We start from the raw sequence: 24,754 nt of genomic DNA, 5'->3' as shown, positions 1-24,754 counted from the left end.
CGTGATGCCGCCGCCAGCGGCTTGGCATGTTCAAGCCTCATTCAATGTGTTAGCGCTGTGTCGTTTGCTTTTCTGATCGGTTTTTCCAATGCGCGCGGCCCAAACGCCCCCTCATCTGATCACGCTGATCTTTGCCACTGCGTTGTCGGTGCTGTCGCTGAACTTGTTCCTGCCGTCGCTGGCCCACATGAGCGAAGATTTCGGCGTGGATTACGGCCTGATGAACCTGTCAGTTGCCGGGTATCTGGCGGTTTCAGCCGTGCTGCAACTGATCATGGGGCCGCTGTCTGATCGCTTCGGGCGCAGACCGATACTGTTGATGTGCATGACCTTCTTCGTCATCGCCTCAATCGGATGCACACTGGCCCAGTCGATCTGGGTGTTCTTGGGGTTCCGTCTTTTGCAGGCCGCAGTGGTGGCCGGGTCGGTTCTGTCCAGCGCATCAATCAGAGACCGGTATCCGCCGAACGAGGCGGCCAGCAAACTGGGTTATGTGACGATGGCCATGGCTTTGGCGCCGATGCTTGGGCCGATGCTGGGCGGCGGGCTGGATGTGCTTTTTGGTTGGCGCTCGGGGTTTGTGCTTTACACGTTGCTGGGTGCAGGGGTGCTGGTTCTGCTGTGGTTTGACATGGGCGAAACCAACACGAACCGTTCTTCTACCTTTACTGCCCAACTGCGCGAATATCCGGATCTGTTTCGCGCCCGCAGGTTTTGGGGTTACGCCTTGTGTGCGTCGTTTTCGATTGGTGGATTCTATAGCTTTATCACTGGCGCGCCTCTGGTCGCGGCTGCTTGGTTCGATCTAAGTCCTGCGATGTTGGGTCTTGGGATTGGCATCATAACCGGTGGGTACATGGTCGGGAATTTCGTCACCGGCCGGATCGCGGCGCGGACACGCCTGACCACGATGATCCTGATCGGCCGGGTTGTGGCTTCGACCGGGCCATTCCTTGGATTACTGCTGTTTCTCACTGGCCTGGGGTCAATCTGGGTGTTCTTCGGATCGGCCATCTGCGTTGGATTCGGCAATGGCCTGACCAATGCAAATGCCACTGCAGGTATCATGTCCGTGCGCCCTAAGTTGGCGGGCAGCGCAGCCGGGCTGTCTGGGGCAATGATCGTGGCGCTTGGGGCTATCCTGACCTCGGTGACGGGTGCATTTGTCAGCCCTGAAAACGGGCCCTTTCTGGTTCTGGGCATGATGTGGGCGTGCAGCTTTGCCGGGTTGTTGGCCGTAGTTTATGTTCGTCGTCTGGATTGGATCGACCCGCTGCCTGACACAATCTGAACCCCAAAGCGGCAAACGGGCCATCATAACACTTTTCATAAGCCAAAGACCGTGATACGCGGCGCGCGATGGATTTCGGCGCGGGCCCCGCGCCACATTGTAAGGAGAGGCCGACATGGCACTGGAACGCACATTCTCGATCATCAAACCCGATGCAACCCGCCGCAACCTGACTGGCAAAATCAATGCCAAGTTCGAAGAGGCCGGCCTGCGCATCGTCGCGCAAAAGCGCATCCACATGACCAAAGAGCAAGCTGGCAAGTTCTACGAAGTGCACGCCGAGCGTCCGTTCTATGACGAACTGTGCGAGTTCATGTCGTCGGCTCCGGTCGTTGTTCAGGTTCTGGAAGGCGAAGGCGCCATTGCAAAGAACCGCGAAGTCATGGGCGCAACCAACCCCGCAGACGCAGCCGCTGGCACCATCCGCGCCGAGTTCGCGGAATCGGTTGGCGAAAACTCGGTCCACGGTTCGGACGCTCCGGAAACCGCAGCGGTTGAGATCGCGTACTTCTTCTCGGGCATCGAACTTGTTGGCTAAGCCAACGCTTCTGCCAAATCATTGGGCCGCTCCAACTGGGGCGGCCTTTTTTGTTCAGATTTGCTTTAGATCTTGTGGTGCAACGCGCACGCCAATGGCATCCAGATCGGCGATCATCTTATTTTCCGGCGCGGCACTGTTGCCTGACTTTATGGCGTCAAAGCGTTGACGCAGGGCCTTCTTTTCTTCACCCTTGCAATCGTTCCACGGACGGCCCTGCAAGCCCATCACCAGCACGTAGTAACCGATGAAGTGGGCCTTAGTGCCTGCTTTGAGCAGGCGGGCATAGGCTTCATCCGGCCCGAGATCACGCAATTCTTCAGCCGAGTGAATACCCGCACGGGCGCAGGCTTGTTCGAAAGCCGGGCCAAGGTTTCGGATCGATGAAACAGGGTCGCTCATTCGTTCGTTTTACGTTTATCCCTGACCCCTGTCACCCGGGGATTACGCATGGTCAAAGCGGAATGTCTTGAAGTTTTTCCAAGCTTGAGATTGCATAAGGCTATGCTATCGCGGAGGGTCGAGTGTCAGAACACAAAAAGACCAGAGGTGGATCAACCGCAAGGAGGATGCCCGGGGCGTCTGAAGACCTGTTTTTTCTGCCCTCTGTGATGGACACGTTCGCTGTTGAAGCCGCCTTGCCGGGGTTCTCTGTTGTTGTTGAACAGGACAGCGAGGCCAAACCTTTTTCATTGCTGGATTGCCATGATCAATCTTTGCGGGCCAAGGGTTGGATGCTGATCGAAATCGGTGATGCGTTGCAATTGCTGCAAAAGGAACAGCGCCCATTGTTCCAGAACTGCTCAGGCAAGGGGCGGTTCATTCAGGATCTGCCGAGCGGTGAAGTGCAGGCGGCGTTGCGTGATTTTCCAAAGCTCAGAGCCCTCATGCAGATTGGGGCCGGTAAGTTAGAAGAAAAAAACTTTGTTGTGCTGGATGAATTGCAAAAGACCCAGGTCAGAGGGGTGATCTGGTCAATGACTTCAACCTCGGGGCAGGCCACGCTTGTCCGGCTTCAGAGGTTGCGCGGGTACGAACGGACATATCAAAAGGTCAGTACAGCCTTTGCCGATCTGCCAGACTGCGCGAAGGATGTTGAAGCGCTGTATGCCGGGTTGTTTCCTGGCATGGAGACCTATCGCGCCAAGCCCGATATCCAATTGGGAAGAGCGGAACCGTCCATCGAAGTCGCAGCAGATATTATTCACACATATCTGAAGGTTGCCCGGCAAAACGAAAGCGGTATGGTTGCCGACATTGATACAGAGTTTTTGCACGATTACCGTGTTTCGCTACGTAAGATCCGGTCTGTGATCAGCCTGTTCAAAGGCGTCTTTTCCGAAGATCAAACCGTCGAGCTTAAACGAGTGTTTTCAGATATTATGGCACCGACCGGGCGCATGCGTGATCTGGACGTGTATCTTTTGGAAAAAGATATGTATTTCAATCTAATACCAGAGCATCTTCATTCTGGTTTGCAAGCGATGTTCGACCGGTTCCAGTCAGAGCGCGGGCAAGAATTGTCGCGCTTGTCTCGCAGATTGCGCAGCAAAGCCTATGCCACCTCGATGAAGCATTTGATCGAAACGTTCGACGGCATCGGTCAACTGCAACCCGGGCCAAATGCGGATCGGGGCGCGTACGACTATGCCTGCGCGCTGATCTGGAAACGCTATCGCAAGGTATGCAAAATCGCACGCGGCATCACCGATGACACCCCGGACGAAACGGTTCATAACCTGCGCATCGACTGTAAGAAACTGCGCTATCTGATGGAATTCTTTGCACCTCTCTTTGACGCAAAGGGATTTAAATTGATCCTCAAGCCTTTGAAAAAGCTTCAGGATAATCTGGGTCTTTTTAATGACTATTCCGTCCAGCAAGAGGCTTTGCTGGCCTTTGTCTCTCAGCAAAGCAACACGCAGGGCCGTGTGGACGCCCAGGTTGGCCTGGCCGTTGGTGGATTGATTGCCGTGCTGGATCAACGCCAAAAATCCGAACGCAGCCGTGTGATCGCCAGTTTCCAACACTTTGACAGCCCCGAAACCCGAAATCTGTTCCGCAGTTTGTTTCACGACAAAGAGGAGTGAGGAATGAAGATCATTGCCTGCTACAGCAACAAGGGCGGTGTCGGCAAAACCGCGACCTCGGTGAACCTGGCTCATGCATATGCACAGGCAGGCAAGCAGGTTTTGCTGTGTGATCTAGACCCTCAGGGCGCGTCGGGTTTTTATTTTCGCGTGAAGCCGTCCAAAAAGTTGACGGACGCGCGGTTTTTCGAGGACGTGGAACGGTTTACCAAAGCGATCCGGGCCAGCGATTTCGAAGGATTGGACGTGTTGCCCGCAAATCTGACCTTCCGCGATTTCGATGTTTTCTTGTCCCGAATGCGCAACAAGCGCTCACGCTTGAAAAAGGCGCTGGTGTCCGCCGGCAGCGATTATGACGTGGTCCTTCTGGATTGTCCGCCGAACTTTTCCACCCTGTCTGAAAACATCTTCAAGGCGGCAGATGAAATCGTTGTTCCCGTCATCCCCACGACTCTGTCCGAGCGAACGTTTGATCAATTGGTGCGCTTTTTCGACGAACACAAGCTGCGCAAGAAGAAGTTGCGTGCGTTCTTTTCGATGGTGCAGAAACGAAAGGTTTTACATCAGGAGACAATGGCCTCGATGCGCAAGCTATATCCTAAACGGTTTTTGCAAACGGCGGTTCCATTTGCTGCGGATATTGAAAAGATGGGTCAGCATCGAGCGCCCGTCAGCACCTATGCCGGGCGCAGTGCAGCCTGTGTGGCCTATCGGGCGCTGTTCGACGAACTGGAAAACGGAGTGGTTTCAACCCAATGAGCAAAGAAATCGAGCGCAAGTTTCTGGTGGCAGCCGCGCCGGACCTGAGCAACGCGCAGAAATCCGTTGTGCGACAGGGTTACTTGACCGCGCCTGACGACTCGACTGAGTTGCGGTTGAGGCAGAAGGACGATGCGTTTTTCCTGACACTGAAAGGCGGCGGTGGTCTGGTCCGTGTTGAGCGCGAGGCACAAATCACAGCGGAACAGTTTGAAACCTTCTGGCCCGAAACAGAAGGCCGCCGTGTCGAGAAAGAGCGTTACACCGGGCGTTTGCCGGATGGGCTCATGTTCGAGCTGGATATTTTTTCCGGTGATCTGGCGCCGTTACGCCTGGTTGAGGTCGAATTCGACTCGGAGGATGATGCCGAAGCTTTTGTACCACCTGATTGGTTCGGGGCGGATGTAACAGAAGACAAACGCTTTAAGAACAAGACGATGGCAACAAACGGTATCCCGATTTAGGGATTCTGCGCCAGATAGATCGTCGCCTTCAGCCCAGGATCACAATTTTGGGCTGCAAACCTTCCGCCATGCATATGCGAAATCGCTGCGACCAATGCCAGACCCAGCCCGGCGTTTCGCTCCGTACGCGCAGGGTCAAGCGTTACGAAAGGCAGTTGCAGGCGATCCAGTTCTTCAGGTGGGACGCCCGGGCCTTGGTCGCGCACGTGCAGACATGCAAAACCGTTTTCGGTATCCAGCGAAATCGTGATGGTCGACTCCGCAGGCGCATATCGCATCGCGTTTTCAAGCAGGTTGGACAGGGCCTGTGACAATAGAGGGCGGTGCCCTTCGATTGGGGGGGCTGAGCCAGTCACCTCGAGTGTTATGCCCTGATCGGCAGCCACCGGGTCGTAAAGTTCGACAACATCGCCGACGAGGTGCTGCAAGTCGATGGTTTCAAACTGTTCGCGCCCAAGCCCGGCTTCGGCGCGCGAAATCTCGGTCAGCTGTGCCAGCACGCGCAGCACGTGGTCAATTTCTGCCGTAGCGCGGGCGACATCGATTTCTCGTTCCAAATCGATTTTTCCCGGCTCTGACAGGGCTTCAACGCGCTGGCGCAGGCGTGACAATGGAGACCGCAGGTCATGCGCGATGGAATTCGACGTGGTGCGCAGGTTGCTGATCAATTCTTCGATCCGGTCCAGCATGTTGTTCAAAGTGCCCGAGACCTGGTCGAATTCGTCGCCGGTTCCGCGCAGGGGCATTCTTTTGGATAGATCGCCTGATACGATGTTTTCTGCTGTGCTAGCTATGTCCGAGAGGCGTGCAAAGACCAGGCGTGTAAACAGCCAGCCGGTAATCACGCTCAGCACAAAGGCAATCCCCAGCGCCAGTGCAACGGATCGGAACAAGACGCGGTCAAACTGCTGACGCGTGGCGGCGTCGCGCCCAACCAGAAGACGCTCTCCGCCGGGCAGGCGGATCGATGCAGCAGAGACCGGAACAAGCTGGTCATTGTCGGCGCGGCGAAGCTCCAGATCGACCCAACCACTGCCTGCTGCAACATTGACAGGCCAGGATTTCAGGTTGCCCACCAGCTTGACCCCAAGCCGGTCGGTCAACAGGTAAAGCGCGTCGCGTTCAGAGGCGCTTGGCAGACGACGTTCGATTGCGGTGATCAGCCCAAGCAGGCCTCGCCGTTCATATTCATCCGCCAACCCGGTCAGCTCGGCCGAGACGACCGAGCGTGTCTCGGCTTCAATGCTTCGGTTCGCGGTGACGTACACCACGGCCAGTACCGACGCAGTCAGAAAGGTGCTGAGAAACATGCTGGTCGCGACCAGCCGTGTTCTGGAATTGTTTAGGGAAAGCCGAAGGTTATCCATCGGACATCATGTAACCCGCGCCGCGAACGGTTTCAATCAGGGGGGCATCGCCGCCTTCATCCAACTGCCGCCGCAGCTTTGAGATATGGACGTCGACAACATTTGTGTTTGGATCGAAGTGATAATCCCAAACGCCTTCAAGCAGCATGGTGCGAGACACCACACGGTTCTTACGGCGCAGAAAATACTCGAGGATCTGGAACTCGCGCGGGGTGAGGGTGATCTCATGCCCGTCGCGGGTAACCTTGCGGGTCAACAGATCCATCTCAAGGTCTTTGCAGGTGAGTGTCGGAGTTTCTTCGGATTCCTGAGGACGACGCAGCAGAGCCTCGATGCGGGCGTGCAACTCCTGAAAGGAAAACGGTTTGACCAGGTAATCGTCTGCGCCCGAGCGCAGGCCCTTGACCCGTTCATCCACCGCGCTCATGGCTGTCAGCATCAGGACGGGTGTTTTCAAACCGGCTGCCCGCAGTGACTTGATCAAGGACAGCCCATCCAAGCCCGGCAGCATCCGGTCCAGTACAATGGCGTCAAACCCGCCATCTGTGGCGTGATACAACCCTTCGCGCCCATCTGCGGCGGTTTCGACCACATAGCCTTCTTCGCCGAACCCTTTGGCGATGAAGTCCCTGGTGTCAGCGTCATCTTCCACGATCAACAGGCGGCGGCTCATGGTCTGGCTCCTTTCTATCGGGATTTAAACACAATTTTCAGGTGATGCACATGGAATTCGGGGGATCTTGCCGGGTGCTGGGCACGCACCCGGCAAGCCCGGCAGACAGTGGACAATTCTGATCTGCCGGGTGAGGCGCGCCGAAAATCCCCATCAAGCGGCGCGCCCGGTTTCCTGATCAGGCGAGTTCGACTGCGACGAAGATCTGACTACCGCCGCGATTGATCAGCACCAGAGCCGGATCGGTCTTTTCGCTGTCCAGCGCCGCCTTCAAAGCATCGGGTGTGAACGTCTCTTGGTTGCCCAGTTTGACGATCACGTCACCACGCTGCAGACCGGCCTTTGCGGCGGGGCTATCGGGTTTCAGATCCGTGACGACAACACCGTCGACAGTCTCGGGAATGCCCGTCTCGGCACGGACCGTTTCAGTCAGCGGGGCTACAGTGACACCCAGTGTCGTACCTGCAACCTCAGCCTCGACCGGTGTATCAGGTTGGGCAGACGCCGCCTGATGCTGACCGACTGTCAGAGTCAGCGTTTCCTGCTTACCATCACGCAAAACCGTCAGAGTGCTGTCCGTGCCAACTTTGGTCGTGCCGACGAGAATGGGCAGGTCACTGCTTGAGTCTACGGCTTCATCGTTGAACGTCAGGATCACATCGCCTTGCTTCAGAACACCATCCGCCGGGCTGTCGGAAACAACATCGGACACCAGCGCGCCAGAGGAAGCATCGATACCCAAAGCGGCTGCAAGTTGTGGGCTGACATTTTGGATCGAAACGCCCAACCAGCCACGGCTGACCTGGCCATCGTCACGCAGGTCGGCTGCGATATGCTGGACGATATTCGAAGTCACCGCAAAGCCCAGGCCAACGGATCCACCGCTGGGCGAATAAATGGCTGAATTCACGCCAATAACTTCGCCTTCCATATTGAACAGGGGGCCGCCCGAGTTGCCCTTGTTGATCGCAGCATCGGTTTGAATGAACTCTGCATAGGGGCCTTCAGAGATGTTTCGCCCTTTTGCCGAGACGATGCCGGTGGTCACTGTGGAGCTGAGGCCAAAAGGATTGCCGATGGCCACGACGTCTTCGCCGACACGGATGACATCGCTGTCGCCCAGTTCAACGGCCTGAAGCGCGGTGTCCGGGTCGATTTTCAAAACGGCGATGTCGGTCAGCGGGTCGGTGCCGACCACCTCGGCTTCATAGCTGCGATCATCACTCAGCCGAACGGTCACGGTAGAGGCGTTGTCTACGACATGATGATTGGTGACGATATATCCCGCCTCATCCAGCACAAAGCCCGAGCCCAAGCCCTGTGCCGGACCGCGCTGGGGTGCATTGAAACCTTCGGGCACACCAAATCGCTTGAAGAACTCGCCAAACGGGTGCCCGTCAAAGTCGAAGTTTTGCCCAGGCGCTGCGCTAGGTACATTGTCCTGCTCCGCGATGATGGTCACCACCGAAGGGGAAACGGTTTCAACCAGATCAGCCAGTGCCTCGTCCGCCACGGACGGAATGGCTGTTGTCGCCAACAGCGCGGCCCCTAGGGCGCTGATGCCCATCCAGTTGGAGGTTCGGGGAAGTAAAAGCGATGATTTGCGGATGCTCATTTCTGTCTCCTGTATGTGTCGCGCAGATTCGACTGCGCGTTAAAGCAAGAGATGCAGCACCAGGATTGGTCTTTCCTGAGGGATACGTGAAGAAATCTTAATTTCGCCACAAAGGCGATGTTCTGTGACGGTCGACGTCAGACTGGATTCGTCGAAATTGACGGGTCGGAGTCGTGCGAATCGGAGGATTGTTGCTGAAATCGACGTCAAACTCTCAAAACCGTTGAATTATTTTTGTTTTGTTGACAATGATTGGTCAGCAGGATGGGGGAAATAGCTGCTCCCTCAATGGTTGTGTGTTTGAAGGCTGCTGGTCGGCCTTGACACCAAAAATGTAACGTGTGCGAGGTGAAATCGCGAATAAGTTTGCGCATAATCTCGAATCGTTATCTTGTGCATAAATTCGAAATCGCCCTAGGGTTGATCGTCGTAAATGGCGTTGTTGCCCAAAAACCATTCAGAGTTGAGCCAAGTTAACCATTCCCTCCAATTTTACATTGTTTTGAACGATCAGATCAGTGAGGATGAACATGCCCAAGTGAGGGGGAGCCAAAAGCGCTAGGGGGCGCTGCTGGTTCACTCGATCACCGAGAGTTTTAGCGGCGTGTTAACGAGGGGGTCTTGTTTAGGTTTGGCGGCTATTTAGTCAGCGTGCTTTGACGGCGCACTGGCCGGACTTTTGGGATTGAGGAAAGTGGTAGTCCTGTTTTGGGCAACGGCCCGGTCTTAACAGACCGGGCCGAGTTTATTCTGGGGCACGGTTTTTTTTCCAAGCGTCCCAGTCTTGGGGTGTATCCAAGTCCAGCAACGCATTTCGGTCGGGCAGGCGGTGCAGGTACACTTTTTGTGCATGTGCCTGGACCACCTTTTGCGCGCCTTCATCGCCCCGTAGGCCCGAGAGTTGATCAAAGAGCGATTGGTCAAAGACGACTGGATGGCCCGGCTTGCCATTTGCAGTGGCCCCGCGCCAGATGAGGTTTTCCGGGTGGGCATCGCGTGCCTGTAAAACCGCGCGCAGATCGAGCTGAGTCAGGTTAGGCAGATCTGCAAGCAATACCATGACAGCTTCTGCACCCGGCGGAACATGTCGCATCGCCGCCCGTAAGCTTGCATTCACTCCCTCTGCGGCTTCAGCGACCGGCACCGGAAGAACGTCCAAACCCTTTAGCGCCTCATATCGAGGATGCGGTTTTGGGGGCAGGGCGACTAATACGGGACCTACAGCTCGCGCCGTGCGTGCGGATCGCTTCAGCAGCGGGGTGTCGTCGATTGGTTGCATCAACTTGTCCTCGCCGCCCATGCGGCTGGATTGACCGGCGGCCAGCAGTATGATGGGAACATCAGTCATGCAGCCACCATGCCGCCGGTAAAGCGCAGTGTCATCCCCTCATGCGTGCCCCGTCCGGATCGAACAAGGGCGTCGAGATCACCCGGGCCTTACGCATCTGCCCCAGGATTTCGATTTCGACCTGAAGCCCGTCTGACACACGCTCAGAAGGCAAGAACCCCATCGCAATGGATTTCTGCGCGAAGTGAGAAAAGCCACCCGACGTGCAGAAGCCAACCACCGAACCGTCCAGCCAGATCGGCTCATAGGCGTTGACGTCTGCATCTTGTGCATCGACTTCAAACGCAACCAATGTGCGGGCGCTTCCGTCCGCGCGGTCTGCCTCGGCGGCGGCGCGGCCGATAAAGTCGCTGTTCTTGCGGAAGGAGATGAAGCGGTCCAACCCGGTTTCCGCAGCGGTGTAATCAGGCGAGAACTCTCGCATCCACGAGCCAAAAAACTTGTCCAACCTCAGGCTCATCATCGCGCGCATCCCAAAGGGAACCATGCCATGTGTTTGCCCGGCTTCCCACAATGCCCACCAGAGTTGTCGTTGGGCCATCGGATCGCAATAGATCTCGTACCCAAGATCGCCGGTATAGCTGACACGTTGAACGATACAATCGGTCATGCCAACTGTCATACGGCGGACATCGAGGAACTGGAAATCACTCAGATCGTCACGCGTGCAGGCGGCCAGCACCTGTGTTGCCTTGGGGCCTGCGATCTGAAACCCGTTCAAGCGGTCGCTGATGTTCTCGATGGATACACCTTCCTGCACATTTTGTAAGAACCAGCGCATGTGGAACGCTTGGCTGCCGTATGAGGCCGTAAGTCGAAACTCGTTTTCGCTCAGACACGACACGGTGAAATCGCCGATCAGTTTGCCTTTGGGCGAGAGCATCGGTGTCAGGGACAGGCGGCCGGGTTTTGGCATACGTCCAGCCATGATCCGGTCCAGCCAATCCCGCGCCGATGGTCCGGTGATCCGGTATTTACCAAAGTTGTGGACCTCGTTGATACCCACGTTCTCGCGCACAGCGCGCACTTCGCGACCTGTCGCATCGAACGCGTCAGACCGTCGGAACGATGGGGTCTCGAACCCCGGCTCCTCTCCTTGGGCAAAGTAGTTGGCGACTTCGAGCCCGTATTGCTGGCCCCAAACCGCGCCCAGATCACTGAAGATGTCGTACATCGGCGTTGTGCGGTTGGGACGCGCTGCGGGCAGTTCCTCGTTCGGGTAGGCGACGCTGAAGCGTTTCTGATAGTTCTCGATCACTTTGGGGCGGGTATAACCGGGGCTGATCCAGTCGCCGAACCGGGCCACGTCCATGGCAAACACGTCGCGTTCGGGCTCGCCTTCGATCATCCATTGCGCCAGCGTCAGGCCAACACCGCCGCCCTGGCTGAACCCGGCCATCACGCCACAAGCCGACCAGTAGTTGCGCATTCCGGGAACCGGCCCGACCAGAGGGTTTCCGTCGGGTGCGAAGGTGAACGGCCCGTGGATTACAGACTTCACACCAGCTTCGGCGAGAACTGGGAAACGTTTGTAGGCAAATTCGATGCTGTCGGTGATCTTGTCATAGTCATCAGGCAGCAGTTCATGGCCGAACTCCCAAGGTGTTCCATCGACGGCCCAGGGTTTACAGGGTTGCTCGTAAAACCCGATGCAAAGGCCGCGCCCTTCCTGCCGGAGATAGCTTTCGCCCGCCGGGTCCATCACATGGGGATGCTCGCCACCGGCGTCGATGATCGCCTCGATCTGAGGGATCGAGTCCGTGACAAGATATTGGTGTTCCATCGGGTGCAGAGGGAAGTAGATACCCGCCATCGCGCCCACCTCGCGCGCCCAGAGACCGCCTGCATTGACCACATGCTCCGTGTGAATCGTCCCCTTGTCGGTCACCACATCCCATGTGCCATCCGGGCGCTGGTTGGTTTCTCGCACCATGCAATGGGTTTCGATCGTGGCCCCACCCATCCGCGCCGCCTTGGCGTAGGCATGTGTGGTGCCCGAGGGGTCAAGATGCCCATCGAGAGGGTCGTAGAGCGCGCCGATGATGCCATCGGTATTGGTGATCGGGGCGATTTTTTTGATCTCGTCCGGCCCGACGATTTCTGTTTCCAACCCCATGAAACGGTGCTTGGCGCGCTCGGCCAGCAGCATGTCAAAACGGTCCTGATTGTCGGCCAGGGTCACGCCGCCGACATGGTGCAACCCGCAGGACATGCCTGTGATTTCTTCCAGCTCTTTATACAGTCGGATGGTATAGCCCTGCAGCGCGGCCATATTGGTGTCGCCGTTGAGGGTGTGAAACCCGCCCGCCGCGTGCCAGGTCGATCCGCTGGTTAACTCGGAGCGTTCCAGCAGCATGACATCCGACCAGCCCAGCTTGGTCAGGTGATACAGGACTGAACAACCGACGACACCGCCGCCAATGACCACCACGCGGGTTTGCAGTTTCATAAAGACCTCCGATTGATTTCCGCCAGTGTGCGCAGGGCGCTACTGAGCGCAATGCCAAACGCGACAAAACTTGTCGTGGAAGTCATTCGTAAGGCTGGATAAACGCACCCAAGGTCGGTCACGCGCCCGTTACAGAATCAATCTAAAGGCGCTGCGACTGCACCTTCGTGAGACTCTCAGTCAGGAAATGAAATGAGTAAATTCGAACTCAACCCCCAAGCGTTGAGCCGCCGTGAGTTCATGGCGAAATCTGCGGCCCTGGGCCTGAGCGCGGCTGTAGCCAGCACCATTTGGGCTGAATCCGGGCTGGCGGATACGCCCAAGAAAGGGGGGCACTTTGTTCTGGGTCTGAAAGGAGGAGAAAGCACCAACACTCTGGACCCGGCCCTGTCGACGTCGCACGTGACTGCGAAGGCTTTGCGCGCCTTTGGCAACACTTTGACGATTGTCACCGCAGATGGCGACATTGCCCCCAGCATTGCTGAAAGCTGGGAAGCGTCCGGGGATGGCAAGGTTTGGACTTTCCGCATTCGCAAGGGAGTAGAGTTCCACAATGGAAAGACCTTGACGCCAGAGGATGTTCAACAGACGTTGGCGCGTCACTCGAACGAGGATGCTCAATCCGGTGCGTTAGGGATCATGCGTGGGATCGAGGATATCCGGGTCGACGGTGACTATGTGGTCGTCACCTTAACCACCCCAAATGCGGACCTGCCGTATCTGATGTCGGATTACCACCTGGTCATGCAACCGGGTGGCGGCATGGACAATCCGGCCGAAGGCATTTCGACCGGGGCATACAAGGTCGTCGCGGACGAACCGGGCGTACGCTATGGGTTCGATAAATTTGCCAACCACTGGGATGACAGCGTCGGCCATTATGACAGCCACGAGATTCTGGTTCTGAATGATGACACCGCTCGTTCGGCGGCTTTGCAGTCAGGTCAGGTTCACGCGATGAACATCGTCCCACCACGGACCGCGAAACTGTTCGGGCGCGCGCCTGGCATCAACATCAACGCCACATCGGGCCGCGGGCACTACATCTTTGTTATGCATTGCGACACCGCTCCGTTCGACAACAAAGACCTGCGTCTGGCGCTGAAATACGCGATCAATCGCGAACAGATGGTCGAGAATGTATTGCGCGGCTACGGCTCGGTCGGGAACGATATACCGATCAATGAAGCCTATCCTTTGTTCGATGATACGATGGAACAGCGCGCTTTTGATCTGGCCAAGGCTTCCGAGCACTACAAAGCGTCGGGCCATGATGGCTCGCCTATCGTACTGCATGTCTCGGATGCCGCTTTTGCAGGTGCCGTTGACGCCGCGCAACTGTTCCAACTGTCAGCGCAAGAGGCGGGTATCCCGCTGGAGATTCAGCGTGAGCCCGCAGATGGGTACTGGTCCGAAGTGTGGAACAACAAGCCGTTCTGCGCGTCCTATTGGGGTGGTCGCCCGGTGCAGGATCAGATGTGGTCGGTTGGTTATCTTTCCACTGCCGACTGGAACGATACGCGTTTCAAAAACGAACAGTTCGACGCGTTGCTCTTGAAGGCGCGTTCCGAGTTGGACGAGACCAAGCGCAAAGAGCTCTATGGTCAGATGGCCCGGATCGTCTGGGAAGAAGGTGGTCTGATCAACCCGATGTTCAACCAGTTCATCGATGGCTACTCGGATAAGGTGACCGGCTGGGGCGCGCACGCCAATGGCGACCTTATGGACGGCTATGTCGCCAGCCGTACCTGGTTCGCCTGAGGTAGAGATTGCGACCGGTGCCCTGATTTGGGGCACCGGTTTTCGCGACGCCTTACAGCGGGCGGACTTTCAAAGCGGTGATACGATTGCCTTCGCGATCGGTCACTTCGAAGCGGAACCCGTGGAACGAAAACACCTGACCCACGACGGGGATCATTTGTGCTTCGTGTATGACCAGCCCAGCAAGTGTATTGGCCTCTTCATCCGGCAGTGACCAGTCCAGCGCCCGGTTGGCATCACGGATGGTCATTGCGCCTTCGACAAGGTACTGCCCGTCTTCGGTGCGGGTGACAGGCACTTCTTCATCAATGTCAAATTCGTCTGCGATTTCGCCTACGATCTCTTCCAGAATGTCTTCCAGCGTGATCAGTCCGCGCAAAGATCCGTATTCGTCGACCACCAGTGCAAAATGGCTGTGCATCCGCAGGAATTCACGCATCTGGTCGTCCAGAGTGGTGGTTTCCGGCACGAAATAGGGGTCATTGGCAACTTTACCGATATCAAAGCTGGCCAGACGGTCAGTGCCGCCATCGCTGCCACCGGCTTGCGCATACATCGCTCGGAAAAGGTCTTTGGCATGCACAACACCCACAATGTTTTCCGGCTCATCCCGAAAGACGGGAAGGCGCGTATGCGGGCTTTCCAGACATTGCTTAAGGATCGCTTCGGGCGCGGCGTCGGCGTCAATCATCTCGATATTCGAGCGGTGCAACATGATCTCTTCCACCGCGCGGTCACCCAAATCCAGTGCGCCCAGAATACGGTCGCGGTCTTCCTTTTCTACCACGCCTTCGGAATGGCCCAGTTGCAGGGCGCCGGCAATTTCTTCACGAACAGCCAGAATGTTGCTGTCGGGGTCGATCTGCACCCCAAACAGGCGCAAGACACCGCGCACCAGCAATCGCACAGCGGCAACGATGGGCGAAAACACCGTCACAACCACGCTGATGATTGGTGCAACCGCAGATGCAGCTTTTTCAGAATTGGTGATGGCGTAGGTCTTCGGCAGCACTTCGGCAAAGATCAGAACCAGCAATGTCATCACCAGTGTCGCCAAGGCCACGCCGCTTTCGCCGAACAAGCGTGTGAACAACGCCGTCGCCAGCGACGCCGCCAAAATGTTGACCAGGTTATTGCCCAGTAGAACCGATCCGATCAGACGTTCGTTGTCATCGGTGATCTCGAGCGCCTTTTTTGCCCCGCGTGATCCTTTGTCGGCCTGCGCCCTGAGTTTTCCGCGAGAAGAGGCCGTAAGCGCTGTTTCCGAGCCAGAAAAGAAGCCGGACAAGACGAGCAAAAGGAGGATAGCACCAGAGGTAAACCAGAAAGTGCTGTCGATCAGAGAAGGTGAGGGTTCCATAGGTCCTTGAAAGCTAGAGTTCTGCATCCGTTATGGGGATGCGACCCCGCCGGATCAAGGGCTTAGCCCTCGTCTTTCTTGGGGTCTTTACTCAGCGGGTGATGCTGCAACACCAGTTCCGCCAGACGTTCGTCCAGAACATGGGTGTAAATCTCGGTTGTTGCGACGTCGGCGTGACCCAACAGTGTCTGGATCGAACGCAGATCAGCGCCATTTGCCAGAAGATGCGTGGCAAAGGCATGTCGCAACGTGTGCGGCGTAACCTTTTCGGGTGAAACACCACCGTGCACGGCCAGTTCCTTGACCAGCAGAAAGAACCTGTGTCGCGTCAGATGGCCCGATTTCCCGCGCGACGGGAACAAAAAGCGGGACCTTTGGCCACCTTTCTCAACGGTCTGCTCTTCGGCTTCATCCCGTTCGGTCAGCCAATCGGCCAATGCATTCCGCGCAGGTGGGGACAATGGCACCATGCGTTCCTTGCCACCTTTGCCCAGCACCAGCAGCATACGCGGATCGCCGCGCGCCGAGGAAACGGGCAGGGACACAAGTTCGGTCACGCGCATTCCCGTGGCGTAAAGCAGTTCCATCAGGCAAGTGTTACGCAACCGGTCCGACTGGGTGCGTCCGGTTTGGCGCGCTGCTTCAAGAAGGCGGTCCACCTCGGGCACACCCAAAGTTTTGGGAAGACGTTTCTGTCGCCCGGGACCTTTGATCTGAATGGCCGGGTTCACATCGTGCCAACCTTCCTCGAAGGCAAATCGATAGAGTTGTTTGATGGCCGAAAGACGTCGCGCTCGGGTGGAACGGGACAAGCCCTGCGCATCGCAGTCGATTAGGTAGGCTTCGATTTGGTCGCGGTCGGCCTGTTCAAACCCTGTGGCTCGGTGCTCCAGCCACGCGGCAAGATCTTTCAGATCACGCCCATAAGCCAGCAACGTGTTTGTCGCCGCGCCAAGTTCAGCCGCCTGCGCTTGCAGGAAGGTTGAGATCCATAGCTCGTTGGATGCTGGGCCGCCCATGGTCACCGCTCTTGCAGGATCAGCAGCGTCAGCGCGGCACGGCGGGCCGTGTCCTCAAGCCCCACCTTTCGGAAGGTTGCGATTGCTCCGGCCAGATCCACCAGATTGCCGCGCGCGCCATGGGCAAACAGTTGCATCGCTTCCAAAATGGCTTCGCCCAACTGACCGTTGGCTAACAACGCGTCGATGTCGCTGGGCACAGGTGCCAACCACTCGAATCCCTGCGCGACGGCATCTGCCAAGGGGGAAGGGGAAACAGCGCGTCCGGGATCGCCTTGCGCAAGTGCCGCAAGGAACAATGTGTCGGTCCCGTTGTTGGGCGTAGCAAGGGCTGCACGCTCATACATGTCGGACAACATGAGGATGCGCCAGCGCAGGTTTTCGGTGGCGGGCACCGGCAAAGTTACCTGCGACAAGCGCTCGGCAAAAAGGTCGGCAAAGGATACTTCAAGTCCCACGCTGCGCATCTGTTGCCAGACTGTAGGCAGAGTCTTTCCGATGGCGTCGGCATTGCCCGTATTCAGCGCGCTTTCAAATTGTTGGATGGCTGCGACACGATCCCAGACTGCACCAGAAGCAGCGGGATCACGTTCGGTATACAGGCCCAAGAGCTGATTTGGGGTCAAAGCACCGATCCGCGTCAACCGTTCTGCGGCTTCGATCTGAGCCTTCCAGCCCGCGACGTCCCGCAGATCTGCATTGGCAAAAGCACGCGGCAAAGGGGCGGATGGCAGGCGTTCCCCGATGGCTTCGAACAGCCGGAAACTCAGCGGGTCCGGGTCTTCGGGCTGCGGCAAATAGGCTGCGCCCTCATAAAGCTCGGGGCTTAGAAACCGATCAAGAACAGCAAGTTCTTCGGGCGGCAGAAGTTCTAGTGCGTGCGCCGCTTCGAGTGTCAGCGCCGCAGACGCCCAATCCCCGCGACGTGCTTTGCAGAATATCTGCACCGCATAGTTCTGCGACAGATGAGGTTGGGCAATCAGGGCGGTGCAGCTGCGATCTTCGTCCCCGGTCAGCAGAGTTGCGTCAAACCAGCGTTGAAACCGCTCCTGGGTATCCGTCGGTCCTGCCAATTGCACAAGGGATTGTACAGGATCTGCTGCACCCAACTGCATCAGCCGATCCAGGCGGGCCAAAAGCAGCACCTCTTGCGCATCAGGCCCGGACGGGGCGCGGGATTCGGACAAGAGCAACGTGAACAGCAAGCGCTGCATGGCAGGATTGTCACGAACAGGGATTTTGGAGATCAGCTCAGCCAGGCGAGCGGGGTCACTGCCTTTCCAAAGGTCGATCGGCAGTCCCGTAACGGTGGACGAAACAAGACCCAACGGCCGCGACAGAGCCTCAAGCGACGTCACCTCGATGTCCGGTAATGCGCCGTTTTGGGCGACCGGGGGCTCTAGCAGAACGGTTCCGGGAAGGTTTTCGGGCGGATTTGACAGCCAATCGATGGCTGACAAAGGGTCCTGCGCCTGTGCCGATCCTGCCAGAAAGACGGCAAAAAGCGCCTGTTTAGTCGACATCCAGCACGACCGGTTCGCGGATTTCACTTTGGGGTGCTGAGAAATCCGCGCCAAAGAAAGGACCGACATAGGCATAAGCCACCAGCCCAATGAAACCCAGGCAAAGAACATATATCACGAATTTGATCAGACGGCCCATGGCCCCACGCTGCCTCAATTTTTGATTTTGGCCAAGTTATAACTGGCATTTTTCCTAAGATCACGTCATTCACAGAGAAATGAGCGAAATTAAGCATAACACGCACATCGCAGACGCACAGGGCAGGTTTGATCTGCACAAAACCGTGGTTTTGGTCGGGATGATGGGGGCAGGCAAGACTGCTGTGGGCCGCGCTTTGGCGGCGCGCTTGGGCGTTCCGTTTCTGGACAGCGACGCCGAGATCGAATCAGCGGCCAACATGACCATCCCGGAAATTTTCGAACGGGACGGAGAACCGTTTTTTCGGGCAAAGGAAGCGCAGGTTATCGGCCGCTTGCTGGAAGAGAAGAAGGGTGTCCTGTCCACTGGCGGCGGGGCATTTCTGCAACCGGGAAACCGGCGAACGATCAGCCAGCAGGGCGCCTCGGTATGGCTACGGGCTGACCTGAACGTGTTGTGGAACCGGGTGCGCCACAAGGACACGCGCCCGTTGCTTCGAACCGCAGATCCGTATGCGACATTAAAAGCCCTCTACGAGGCGCGCGTACCGGTTTACGCCGAGGCGGATTTGACGGTCGAGTCCGATGGCGAAACCTCGATCGAGAATATGGTGGACAGGGTTGTCGCAGCGTTGCTGGCGCGCCCCGATGTTTTGGAACAGAAGTAATGCATCAAACAGTACATGTGGATCTGGGCGACCGTTCGTATGATGTCGAGATCGGCCCGGATCTTCTGGCGCGGGCAGGAGAGTGGATTTCCCCACTATTGCCGCGCCCCAAAGTGGCCGTCCTGACCGATGAGAACGTGGCTGAGTTGCACTTGGACGCTCTGCGTGCGGGTCTCAACGCCGCCGGTGTCGAGATGACTGCCTTGGCCTTGCCTGCGGGCGAGGCCACCAAAAGCTGGCCACATTTTGAACGCGCGGTTGAATGGCTGCTGGCAGAGAAAGTCGAGCGCCGGGATGTGGTTGTGGCTTTGGGTGGTGGGGTCATTGGTGATCTTGCAGGTTTTGCTGCGGCTGTCCTGCGCCGCGGGGTCAGGTTTGTGCAGATCCCTACCTCGCTGCTGGCGCAAGTTGACAGCTCGGTTGGCGGCAAAACCGGGATCAATGCGCCTCAGGGAAAAAACCTGATTGGGGCGTTCCATCAACCATCGCTGGTTTTGGCCGATACCTCGGTCCTGGGAACCATGACCCAGAGGGATTTTCTGTCGGGCTATGGCGAGGTCGTGAAATACGGTCTGCTGGGTGACGCGGAATTCTTTGAATGGCTCGAGCAAAACGGCCCAAGCGTGTCCGCCGGAGACATGGCGGCACGCGTGCGGGCCGTCACCCGTTCAGTGCAGATGAAAGCCGATATCGTTGCACGGGATGAAACCGAACAGGGTGATCGTGCTTTGCTGAACTTGGGGCATACGTTCTGCCACGCGCTTGAGGCGGCAACAGGGTATTCCGACCGGTTGCTGCATGGCGAAGGCGTCGCCATCGGCTGTGCGCTTGCGTTTGAACTGTCCTCGCGTCTTGGCCTGTGTTCGCAGGAAGACCCAAGCCGGGTGCGGGCGCATCTACGCGCGATGGGGATGAAAACCGATCTTGCTGATATTCCTGGAGACCTTCCAAGTGCCAACGCGCTGGTGGAACTGATGGGGCAGGACAAGAAGGTTGTGGATGGGCAATTGCGCTTCATCCTCGCGCGCGGCCTCGGTCAGGCTTTTGTTACGTCTGATGTTCCGAAAGACGCCGTTCTCTCAGTCCTGTCAGACGCTTTGGCAGCGGCGTGAAACAGGGTCCTAGCGGCCCTGAATCACCATGAGTTCACCGATATTCTCACGCGTGATATAGCCCACCATGCGCCCGCCATGGGTGACAACAGCGATGGCCGGAGCGCCTTTGTGAAGATGCTCCAGCACCTCTTCTAGCCCAGTGGTCAGGGCGACTGAGGGAATATCGGCATCCATCACCGAAAGCGCAGAGGTTGATCGGGGCTGATCGCTGGCCAGAGCGGCGAACAGGCGATCCCGGGTTACGAAACCCAGCAGGCCAGGATCATCCTCCAGGACAGGAAATTCGTGCTGTGTCGTATGAATGACGGCTTGCGCCGCCGTGCTGAGCGTGTCGCTGGGGGATAAGGCGTGAAACTCGGTGATCATCGCGTCCCGGGCCAAGACGCGGCGGGCGGCGGACCGCAATGCAACATCCTGGCTTTCTGCGTTGGCTGCGATGAAAACGAACACCGCAATCAGGACAAGGATGGGGTTTGCGGTGCTAAGACCAAGAAAGCCAAGGCCGATGGCGACGATCTGGCCACCTATTGCGGCCAAACGCGTTGCCTTGACCCTGTCCATGCGCAAGCACAACAGGGCCCTGAACACCCGCCCTCCGTCCATGGGAAAGGCGGGGATCATATTGAAAGCGGCCAACAGCAGGTTGATATAGGCCAACCTGTCCAACAACCCGGTACCGGGCGAGTCGATCTGCGCAAAAGTTTCAAATGGCGTCCCTGCGCCAAGGGCAACAAGTACGATCCAGATGACAATATTCACAGCAGGGCCCGCAAGCGCCACATAGACCTCTTGCATGGGTTTTTCCGGCATGCGTTCCAGCCGAGCCAGTCCACCGATTGGCAGCAGAGTTATGTCAGGGGTTTTGATACCATAGCGCCGGGCCATGAGGGCATGGCCAAATTCATGCGCAACCACACAAGCAAAAAGCGCCAGAACAAAAATAAGGTTGTCTATGGCGGCGGGCAGACCGCCCGCGGAATAGGCTGCAAAGCCGACCCATGCTAAAAGCAAAAGAAAAGTGACATGGACCCTCAGTTCGGACCCGAGCAACCGGCCGAGAGAGAAGGACCATGTCATGTCGTGTCTCCGTTTCGATTAGAACGGAATCTCGTCGTCGTCGATTCCACCTGATGCAGGCGCTGGTGAGCTGGACGGGCCACCGTAAGGGTCGCCGTAACCGCCACCAGCTTGGCCGCCGCCATAACCACCGCCACTTCCGCCGCCACCTTCGCCACGGCTGTCCAGAAGGGTCAGTTCACCTCGATAGGGGCGCAGGACAACTTCGGTGGAATAACGATCCTGACCGGATTGATCCTGCCACTTGCGGGTTTCCAGCTGACCTTCGATGTAGACCTTGCTGCCCTTGCGCAAATATTGCTCGGCAATGCGGGCCAAAGGCTCTGAGAAGATGGCAACCGAATGCCATTCTGTACGTTCGCGACGCTCGCCTGTGTTGCGGTCTTTCCAGTTTTCCGAGGTGGCAATGCGCAGATTGCACACTTTGCCGCCGTTCTGAAACGACCGAACCTCGGGGTCGCGGCCAAGATTACCTACCAGAATGACCTTGTTGACTGAACCCGCCATGTAATTCCTCGTTCTGTTTCGCGTATATGCACCGAATCCGGCGCGGCTTGTTTCGTGAGACCCTATACGGCCTGCATCGTGGTTGAAACACAGTTGATACAACAGTGTTCAACAAGAGTCTTACTTTGATGTTTACCAAGCTTTCATTTTTGTCGGGAATACCTATACTCCGACTGGTTTCTGATCGAGCAGGATTGGCATTGATGCGTTCTTGGGTTGCTGGGTTTACTGTTGTCTGCCTTGTGCTGGCTGTTGCGCCCGTGCAGGCGCAAACGCTGTCCACCAAAAGCCGTAAGGATATTTTTCTGAAGCAATCCAAAGTTTTGGATTCACGCGCGGCCACTCAGTATCGGGATTCTGAGCGTCTCAAACCCAAAACGTCCCGCGCGCAGGTCAGCAAACGCTATACCGGAAAGTACCGGGGTCAGTATCTGGACCTGGCGAAGCAAGCTGCGAGGCTTCACAACATCCCCGAGGACTTGTTCCTGCGCCTTGTACAACAGGAAAGCGGATGGAATCCGCAGGCGAAATCTCACAAAGGCGCGCTGGGACTGGCGCAGCTGATGCCTCAGACCGCCGAGCTTTTGGGTGTAAATCCGCTCGATCCCAAACAAAACCTGGAAGGCGGGGCCAGATATCTGTCCTGGCAGTATCGCAAGTTCAAATCCTGGCCACTGGCTTTGGCTGCTTATAATGCGGGTCCCAAAGCGGTTGAAAAACATGGTGGTATTCCGCCGTATAAAGAAACGCAGAACTATGTGAAGGTCATCTGGGGCGGGTAAGCCCGGATGCTGCGACGCAGAGCGTCCAATTCTTGATTCCGTGCGGCTCGTCCAACTAACCTGAGAGGGTACCGCCCAGTAACTGGTGAGGCCCCTCATGCCTGTTGACCACCCGCAAATTCCCAAAGAAACACTGGCCAACTGGCAGCAACTGGTTGATCTGGTCGCCGAGTTGGCAGATGTGCCCGCGAGCCTGATCATGAAAACCGATGCGCCTGACCATGCGGTTCTTATCACCTCAGATCATCCCGAAAACCCCTATCCGGTCGGATTGACCTTCCAGTTGAATCCCAAACTCTATTGTCAGGGCGTTCTGCAGCGGGACGGAGAGCTGGTGGTCGAGGATGCCACCTGTGACCCGGTCTGGTCGGACAATGACGATCTGGAACACGGCATGACGTTTTACATCGGTCTGCCGCTGAAATGGCCCGATGGATCCGTGTTCGGAACAATCTGCGTTCTAGATCGCAAACAAAACCGCCGGGCATTGCTGTTCCGCGAAGGGCTGGCGCAGTTTGCGCGCATGGTCGAGTCGGATTTGGCTTTGTTGCAAGAGGTTTATCTGCGCCGCGCGTTGGAAGAGAAACTGAATGAAACACTTGCGCAGCTTGAAACACGGGTCTCGGATCGCACGCGTGAATTACAGGAAACCAACACGGCGCTGCGCGTGTTACTGTCCAGTCTTGAAGATGATCGCAAGAGCCGTGACATGGAGATTGTCGAACAGGTGCGTAGCCGGGTGCTGCCCTATCTGGATAAGGTTCGAGCGCAGTTGGCAGGTGATGAGGCGCAGAGTGTTTACCTCGACCTGGTTGAGAATAACCTGAACGAGATCACGTCGTCGCTGTCCGACAAATTGACAGATGCGTTTGCGGCGATGACCCCGACCGAGATGGAAATTGCCCAGATGGTGATGTTTGGAAAGACTACCAAGGACATCGCAAAGGCGCTGTCGCGCGAGACTTCGACAATCGACTTTCACCGCAACAACATTCGCCGCAAATTAGGCCTTGATGGGCGCGACCAGAACCTGCGCAGCCATCTTCTCTCAATTTCGTGATGGTGGAATATGGGGATTGCCCCCATATTCCACCCCTAATTTTCCGGTCTGAGCCAACATGCTTTGGCTTGTTACCCTCTGTGATGGGGTGCGGGCAAATCGCACACGTCCAACAGAGAGGTACATTAAATGGATCGCAAAGATCTGAAACCGACCATCCTGAACGGGGACAAGGATCACCTGGCACCTGGGCTTTCACGTCGATCATTTTTTATGGCCGCAGGGGCTGCCGGCGTTGGTGCGACGGCTTCAGTACTGGGCGCAAAACCGGCTGAGGCGCAGTCTCAAGCCTGGTTGCAACCGGGAAACAATAACCACGTCATCGATCTGCAGGGATCGACCGGGCAGGCCAGCACCGGAACGGTAGGGATCGACTATTATGGTCATTGCGCCATCAAAATCACGTCACCCAACGGGGCGACCGTTCTGTTTGACCCGTGGCGCGATGATCCATCAGGGGCGTGGGGTTTGTGGTTCCGCAACGAGTTTCCTCAGATCCCGGTGGATATCACGTTGTCGACCCACGCGCATTTTGACCATGACGCCATCGAACGGCCAAGCTCGACCATGGTGCTGGACCGGATGGTTGGCAAATTTGAGTTCGCCGATCTCAAGATCACTGGTTTTGCAGACAAGCACGCCTGCGTTGCACCCGGGTGGTATGATTGGACCAATGCGCTGGCCGAGTTCGGGGCAGAAGCCTGTCCGCCGAACAATGTGGGTCACATGGATATGGTGGTCTATCTGGTGGAAACCGGTGGAATTCGCACGCTGATCTGGGGCGACAATCGTCACAACCCGCCGCAGGAGTTCTGGGATGCCATTGGACAGGTGGATGTTCTGACATTGCCGGTGGACGGATCGGAACATATTCTCAGCTTTGAGCAAGGCAATGATATCGTTTCTAAACTTAAGCCCAAGGTTATCATTCCCACCCATTACCTGAACGAAGTCACATCCTACACACTGACCACGTTGCAATCGGCTGACGATTGGGTGAAGGGGCAGCAAAGCTACAAAATGCTCGAAAGCGCCAGCTTGCAGCTAGAGGCCGGTGACGTTGCCGGAATGAACCAAGAGTTCATGCATTTCGGCAACAATGTCATGACAGGCTGAGGACAATCGGGGACACCACTCACGCATATTCCTA

General features: G+C 56.9%; 23 protein-coding genes. 11 read left to right on the top strand and 12 right to left on the bottom strand.

All coding sequences use genetic code 11. The features are described 5' to 3' along the window. Positions 1–88: 88 nt before the first annotated feature. On the top strand, positions 89–1,291 hold the full coding sequence (locus GOV85_RS01905; RefSeq protein ID WP_171174472.1) for a multidrug effflux MFS transporter: 1,203 nt from the start codon (positions 89–91) through the stop codon (positions 1,289–1,291). Between the two features lie 115 nt (positions 1,292–1,406). Next, entirely contained in the window at positions 1,407–1,829 is a 423-nt protein-coding gene (gene ndk, locus GOV85_RS01900; protein WP_155143779.1) for a nucleoside-diphosphate kinase, read from the top strand. 54 nt (positions 1,830–1,883) lie between these two features. Here ndk and GOV85_RS01895 read toward each other — a convergent pair whose 3' ends face one another. Continuing rightward, complete coding sequence (locus tag GOV85_RS01895; RefSeq protein WP_171174470.1) at positions 1,884–2,231, bottom strand: TfoX/Sxy family protein; 348 nt, start codon at positions 2,229–2,231, stop codon at positions 1,884–1,886. A gap of 167 nt (positions 2,232–2,398) precedes the next feature. Between GOV85_RS01895 and GOV85_RS01890 the strand changes: the two genes are divergently transcribed. From GOV85_RS01890 to GOV85_RS01880, 3 genes are read left to right on the top strand one after another with little or no spacing between them, the layout of a single operon-like run. Then, a complete protein-coding gene (locus GOV85_RS01890) occupies positions 2,399–3,919 on the top strand; it encodes a CHAD domain-containing protein (protein ID WP_171174468.1) in 1,521 nt (506 codons plus the stop codon). A 3-nt stretch (positions 3,920–3,922) separates the two neighbouring features. Continuing rightward, complete coding sequence (locus GOV85_RS01885) at positions 3,923–4,678, top strand: ParA family protein (protein ID WP_171174466.1); 756 nt, start codon at positions 3,923–3,925, stop codon at positions 4,676–4,678. Beyond that, a complete protein-coding gene (locus GOV85_RS01880) occupies positions 4,675–5,142 on the top strand; it encodes a CYTH domain-containing protein (protein ID WP_171174464.1) in 468 nt (155 codons plus the stop codon). The genes GOV85_RS01885 and GOV85_RS01880 overlap by 4 nt, the downstream gene beginning before the upstream one ends. Here the strand turns inward: GOV85_RS01880 and GOV85_RS01875 are convergent. From GOV85_RS01875 to GOV85_RS01855, 5 genes are all read right to left on the bottom strand, one after another. Further along, positions 5,139–6,452 carry a HAMP domain-containing sensor histidine kinase gene (locus tag GOV85_RS01875; RefSeq protein WP_254442947.1) on the bottom strand — a complete coding sequence of 438 codons (1,314 nt, stop codon included), beginning with the start codon at positions 6,450–6,452 and terminating at the stop codon, positions 5,139–5,141. The genes GOV85_RS01880 and GOV85_RS01875 overlap by 4 nt on opposite strands. Positions 6,453–6,501: 49 nt before the next feature. Beyond that, entirely contained in the window at positions 6,502–7,182 is a 681-nt protein-coding gene (locus GOV85_RS01870; protein WP_171174460.1) for a response regulator transcription factor, read from the bottom strand. 178 nt (positions 7,183–7,360) lie between these two features. After that, positions 7,361–8,797 (bottom strand): Do family serine endopeptidase, encoded by a 1,437-nt coding sequence (locus tag GOV85_RS01865; protein WP_171174458.1) that lies wholly within the window; start codon positions 8,795–8,797, stop codon positions 7,361–7,363. Positions 8,798–9,542: 745 nt separating this feature from the next. Continuing rightward, complete coding sequence (locus GOV85_RS01860) at positions 9,543–10,145, bottom strand: NTP transferase domain-containing protein (protein ID WP_171174456.1); 603 nt, start codon at positions 10,143–10,145, stop codon at positions 9,543–9,545. A 31-nt stretch (positions 10,146–10,176) separates the two neighbouring features. Then, complete coding sequence (locus GOV85_RS01855) at positions 10,177–12,594, bottom strand: FAD-dependent oxidoreductase (protein WP_171174454.1); 2,418 nt, start codon at positions 12,592–12,594, stop codon at positions 10,177–10,179. A gap of 192 nt (positions 12,595–12,786) precedes the next feature. Between GOV85_RS01855 and GOV85_RS01850 the strand changes: the two genes are divergently transcribed. Then, positions 12,787–14,355, top strand: a complete 1,569-nt coding sequence (locus GOV85_RS01850; protein WP_171174452.1) for an ABC transporter substrate-binding protein — start codon at positions 12,787–12,789, stop codon at positions 14,353–14,355. A 52-nt stretch (positions 14,356–14,407) separates the two neighbouring features. Here the strand turns inward: GOV85_RS01850 and GOV85_RS01845 are convergent, their stop codons facing one another. From GOV85_RS01845 to GOV85_RS01830, 4 genes are all read right to left on the bottom strand, one after another. Beyond that, positions 14,408–15,715 carry an HlyC/CorC family transporter gene (locus GOV85_RS01845; RefSeq protein ID WP_171174450.1) on the bottom strand — a complete coding sequence of 436 codons (1,308 nt, stop codon included), beginning with the start codon at positions 15,713–15,715 and terminating at the stop codon, positions 14,408–14,410. 62 nt (positions 15,716–15,777) lie between these two features. Next, positions 15,778–16,734, bottom strand: a complete 957-nt coding sequence (locus GOV85_RS01840) for a site-specific tyrosine recombinase XerD (RefSeq protein ID WP_171174448.1) — start codon at positions 16,732–16,734, stop codon at positions 15,778–15,780. 2 nt (positions 16,735–16,736) lie between these two features. Beyond that, complete coding sequence (locus GOV85_RS01835; protein WP_171174446.1) at positions 16,737–18,257, bottom strand: hypothetical protein; 1,521 nt, start codon at positions 18,255–18,257, stop codon at positions 16,737–16,739. Further along, entirely contained in the window at positions 18,247–18,396 is a 150-nt protein-coding gene (locus GOV85_RS01830) for a hypothetical protein (RefSeq protein ID WP_171174444.1), read from the bottom strand. The genes GOV85_RS01835 and GOV85_RS01830 overlap by 11 nt, the downstream gene beginning before the upstream one ends. 79 nt (positions 18,397–18,475) lie before the next feature. Between GOV85_RS01830 and GOV85_RS01825 the strand changes: the two genes are divergently transcribed. Together GOV85_RS01825 and aroB are read left to right on the top strand one after the other, a co-directional pair. Continuing rightward, positions 18,476–19,063: a shikimate kinase gene (locus tag GOV85_RS01825; protein ID WP_171174443.1), complete on the top strand. Its 588-nt coding sequence runs from the start codon at positions 18,476–18,478 to the stop codon at positions 19,061–19,063. Next, a complete protein-coding gene (gene aroB, locus GOV85_RS01820; RefSeq protein ID WP_171174441.1) occupies positions 19,063–20,175 on the top strand; it encodes a 3-dehydroquinate synthase in 1,113 nt (370 codons plus the stop codon). Before GOV85_RS01825 ends, aroB begins: the two co-directional genes overlap by 1 nt. A 9-nt stretch (positions 20,176–20,184) precedes the next feature. Here the strand turns inward: aroB and GOV85_RS01815 are convergent, their stop codons facing one another. Together GOV85_RS01815 and ssb are read right to left on the bottom strand one after the other, a co-directional pair. Next, complete coding sequence (locus tag GOV85_RS01815) at positions 20,185–21,255, bottom strand: site-2 protease family protein (RefSeq protein WP_171174439.1); 1,071 nt, start codon at positions 21,253–21,255, stop codon at positions 20,185–20,187. A gap of 18 nt (positions 21,256–21,273) precedes the next feature. Next, positions 21,274–21,762 (bottom strand): single-stranded DNA-binding protein, encoded by a 489-nt coding sequence (ssb, locus tag GOV85_RS01810; RefSeq protein WP_171174437.1) that lies wholly within the window; start codon positions 21,760–21,762, stop codon positions 21,274–21,276. A gap of 203 nt (positions 21,763–21,965) precedes the next feature. Here ssb and GOV85_RS01805 point away from each other — a divergent pair, with 203 nt between their 5' ends. The 3 genes from GOV85_RS01805 (at position 21,966) to GOV85_RS01795 (ending at position 24,720) form a co-directional block, all read left to right on the top strand. After that, positions 21,966–22,544, top strand: coding sequence for a lytic transglycosylase domain-containing protein (locus GOV85_RS01805; protein WP_171174435.1), 579 nt, complete (start codon positions 21,966–21,968; stop codon positions 22,542–22,544). A 97-nt stretch (positions 22,545–22,641) separates the two neighbouring features. Next, positions 22,642–23,604, top strand: a complete 963-nt coding sequence (locus GOV85_RS01800) for a LuxR C-terminal-related transcriptional regulator (RefSeq protein WP_171174432.1) — start codon at positions 22,642–22,644, stop codon at positions 23,602–23,604. 129 nt (positions 23,605–23,733) lie between these two features. Then, on the top strand, positions 23,734–24,720 hold the full coding sequence (locus tag GOV85_RS01795) for an MBL fold metallo-hydrolase (protein ID WP_171174424.1): 987 nt from the start codon (positions 23,734–23,736) through the stop codon (positions 24,718–24,720). Positions 24,721–24,754 lie beyond the last annotated feature (34 nt).

The sequence above is a fragment of the Ruegeria sp. HKCCA4633 genome, assembly GCF_013034605.1.
In the GTDB taxonomy this organism is placed as follows: domain Bacteria; phylum Pseudomonadota; class Alphaproteobacteria; order Rhodobacterales; family Rhodobacteraceae; genus Ruegeria.
The sequence above is the reverse complement of the archived record's forward strand: the minus strand, read 5'-3'. Positions and strand labels throughout refer to the sequence as shown.